Below are 3,415 nucleotides of genomic sequence, written 5' to 3' on the forward strand. Positions count from 1 at the left end.
CGCGCGACATCGTGCACCAGCACGAGGTCATCGTCATGGGCGTGGCGGCTCAGGCAATCCAGGCCTGCCAGCACGCTGTCGGCACGCTCGCTGCCGCCATCGGCGCGCAGCCAGTCCTGCCACGGCACCATCGATGGCGAGAAATAGCCATCGTCGGCGCCCAGCACCAGACAGAGTCCTGCCTCGGGCAGCGCGCGCTTGAGTGTCGCCAGCGTCGCCTCCAGCACGCAGCCGCCGGGCGACAGCTCCAGATACTGCTTGGGGCGGTCGGCCTGCATGCGACTGCCCACGCCGGCGGCCGGCACCAGATACCACAGACGGGGCTCGCGCGAGGCGTCTGTCGGCATCATGGCGTGATCACCTTGGGCAGCCCGCCTTCCAGGCCCTTGCCCTCCAGCGCACCGTCAGCCACTTCATCGGGTGATGGCGCCTTGCGTTCCGGCACCGCGACATTGGGCACCCACAGGAACTGCTCGTCCTTGCGCACCATGCCGAGGTCATTGCGTGCACGCTCCTCGATGGCCGCCAGACCATTCTTGAGGTCGACCACTTCCGCACCGAGCCGCTGATTGCGGTTGTCCAGCACCGCATCTTCCTTGGAAAGCTGCTGCACGCGTGCGCGAATATCGAATAATTCGGTGATGCCATTTTCGCCCCACCACAGCCGATACTGGAGCAGTGCCAGCAGCAGCAGCAGTGAGATATTGATCCATTTGAGCATGGCGATGTCCTTGGCCGTTGCAGCGCGCATTATGCCATCATCCGGGAGCGTGACGCAGGCACTGCCAGCATCCGTTGCCACGCTTGACGCACCCCTGTCGATCAGGGCCACCTGATGACAGCGCCCTCTCACCCTTCTGCCAGGAGTCATCCGATGTACAAGCTTGCGTTCTTCGTCCCGGAGAATGACGCCGAACACGTCAAGGAAGCCGTCTTTGCCACCGGTGCAGGGCGCATCGGCGACTACGAGGCCTGCTGTTTCGAGACACGCGGCACCGGCCAGTTTCGGCCACTGGCCAGCGCCAATCCGCATATCGGGACCTGCGGCACGCTGGAGCGCGTCGCCGAACTGAAGATAGAGCTGGTATGTGACGATTCGCTCATCGCCGCTGCCGTGGCGGCGCTGCGCGACGCCCACCCCTATGAAGAAGTCGCCTTCGATTGCTGGCGACTGGAAACGTTCTGACCCCGCGCACCCCGAAGAGCGAGGCACGCGAGGTCAGCATTGGCCAGACGATCTAGCTCGCGGGCAGGAAGGTGGTGTTGAAGAAGTGCTCGCGGGTTTCCAGGTCGATCTGCTCGAGATGCAGCGGGAAATGCTCGTCACCCTCGCCGTGGCGGCGGTCCTCGAAGTAGCGGCGCAGCGTCACTTCCATGGTCGGGAAGGCCAGTGACTGCCAGGGGACCTCCTCCTCGGCGAACAGCGCCACCTCGAGGCTCTCGACGCCGGCCGAGTAGTCACTGATCAGCTCGGCCCGAAACAGCATGTAGACCTGATTGATATGCGGCAGGTCGATCAACGTATAGAGCCCCTGCAGCTTGACCTCGGCGCCGGCTTCTTCTCGCGTCTCGCGGGCAGCGGCGTCGCTGGTGGTCTCGGCGTTCTCCATGAAGCCGGCCGGCAGGGTCCAATAACCCAGGCGTGGCTCGATGGCACGCCGACAGAGCAGCACCTTGCCGTCCCGCACCGGCAGGGTGCCCGCGATGATGCGCGGATTCTGATAATGGATGGTGCCGCAGCTATCACACAGGTAGCGCAGACGATCATCGCCCTGCGGCACTGCCAGACGCACCGTTTCACCACAGTGACTGCAATAATTCATTCGCTCTCCCATGAAATCTCAAGGCGCCCTTCAGTGACATCCCGTCTCCGCTTCCTCGTTGCGCGGTGGGGCCAGCGGCATGGCAGTCGCCTTGACCGCCAGGACCCTCGCGCCACATGATGAATGCCTACGAGGAAACGACATGCTAGAAGCCCTGCGCCAACGCCTGCAAGCACATCAACCCCTTGCGACTGACCACCAGCTACCACGCGCCGCCGTCCTGATCGCGCTGATCGATCGGCCCGAACCGACGCTGCTGCTGACGCGGCGTGCCAGCCATCTCAGCCAGCACCCCGGCCAGGTGGCCTTCCCCGGCGGCAAGGCCGAACCCGATGATAGCAATCTGTTGGCCACCGCGCTGCGCGAAGCCGAGGAAGAGGTCGCGCTGCCGCCCAGCGCCGTGGAGGTCTTCGGCCAGCTGAGCGACGTGATTTCCCTGCACGGCATGCGCGTCACGCCCTTTGTCGGGCGCATTCCCGCTGACCTGCCGCTGCGCGCAGACCCCGGCGAGATCGAGCAGATCTTCGAGATGCCGCTGAGCATGTTGCTCAAGGACGAGCGCGAGCATACCGATGTGATCACCGTCGGTGACGAGACCTGGTACGTGCCCAGCTATCGCGTGGCCGACCAGGTGCTGTGGGGGCTGTCCTCGATGATGCTGGTCGAACTGATGGCCATCGGCTTCGGCCATGCCGTGAGCCTCAAGGCAGCGCCACCGCCTGGTGCCCCGCTGCGCCATCTGCCGCCGCGCCCCGTGCCGCCTCGGCCCTGAAGCTCAAGATCCTGAACTCCTGAGTTACTGAGCTCCTGCACCAGACAAGGTGCGTTCCCGCCTAACGGCTCGTCATTGCCCCGACGATATTGCACCGACAATGGCACTGGACTATAACTCCTCGCCCACGATGCCACGCCACTTCCCGTTCGGAGCGCCTGATGCCCGCTGCACCTGCACCCGCCCCACTGCTGGACCCTGTCGCACTCAACCTGCTGATCGATGAACTGGTCGAGCATGGCTACAGCGTGCGCCCCGACTTCCTGCCGCGCCAGGTCATTCGTCAGCTCAATGATGAACTGACGGAGCTTGAGACGCGGCAGCAACTGACGGCGGCGGGTATCGGGCGCGGGCGCGAGCATGATCTGCGCCCGGACATCCGCGGCGACGCGATTCGCTGGCTGGACCGCAATTCGCGTGCCCAGCGCGCCTATCTGGAAGCGATGAACGTGCTCAAGGATGAGCTCAACCGTGCCCTCTATCTGGGGCTGTTCGAGTATGAGGCCCACTTTGCCCACTATCCGGTCGGCAGCTTCTACAAGAAGCATCTCGACAGCTTTCGCGGCCGCGGCAATCGCCTGATCTCCAGCGTGCTCTATCTCAATGAGGACTGGCCGCGCGATGGCGGCGGCGAGATCGTGCTCTACGACCCCGAGGATGACAGCCGCGAAATGGCACGCGTCACCCCCGAGGCCGGCACCTTCGTGTGCTTCCTCTCCGAGCAGATCCCCCATGAGGTATTGCCGACGCATCAGGCGCGCGCCAGTGTCACCGGCTGGTTCCGGCGCAACAGCTCACAGGGCAATCTGGTCGATCCCGC

Annotated in this window: 6 protein-coding genes; 3 read left to right on the top strand and 3 right to left on the bottom strand. The window is 64.5% G+C overall.

The features are described from left to right. The coding region (locus tag AC4FAH_RS08340) for an IspD/TarI family cytidylyltransferase (protein WP_490245889.1) at nt 1–350 on the bottom strand (350 nt) is incomplete at its 3' end. Continuing rightward, nucleotides 347–751 (bottom strand): cell division protein FtsB, encoded by a 405-nt coding sequence (ftsB, locus tag AC4FAH_RS08345; protein WP_225347115.1) that lies wholly within the window; start codon nt 749–751, stop codon nt 347–349. The genes ftsB and AC4FAH_RS08340, both read right to left, overlap by 4 nt. A 123-nt stretch (nt 752–874) precedes the next feature. On the opposite strand from ftsB, the gene AC4FAH_RS08350 reads away from it, so the two are divergent. Continuing rightward, a complete protein-coding gene (locus tag AC4FAH_RS08350) occupies nt 875–1,186 on the top strand; it encodes a YqfO family protein (RefSeq protein ID WP_166018843.1) in 312 nt (103 codons plus the stop codon). 52 nt (nt 1,187–1,238) lie between these two features. Here the strand turns inward: AC4FAH_RS08350 and AC4FAH_RS08355 are convergent, their stop codons facing one another. Further along, complete coding sequence (locus AC4FAH_RS08355; protein ID WP_054555560.1) at nt 1,239–1,823, bottom strand: NUDIX hydrolase; 585 nt, start codon at nt 1,821–1,823, stop codon at nt 1,239–1,241. A gap of 142 nt (nt 1,824–1,965) precedes the next feature. Here AC4FAH_RS08355 and AC4FAH_RS08360 point away from each other — a divergent pair, with 142 nt between their 5' ends. Then, a complete protein-coding gene (locus AC4FAH_RS08360) occupies nt 1,966–2,595 on the top strand; it encodes a CoA pyrophosphatase (protein ID WP_054555561.1) in 630 nt (209 codons plus the stop codon). 161 nt (nt 2,596–2,756) lie between these two features. Next, the coding region (locus AC4FAH_RS08365) for a 2OG-Fe(II) oxygenase (protein ID WP_490245890.1) at nt 2,757–3,415 on the top strand (659 nt) is incomplete at its 3' end.

It is taken from the genome of Cobetia sp., from assembly GCF_983723665.1.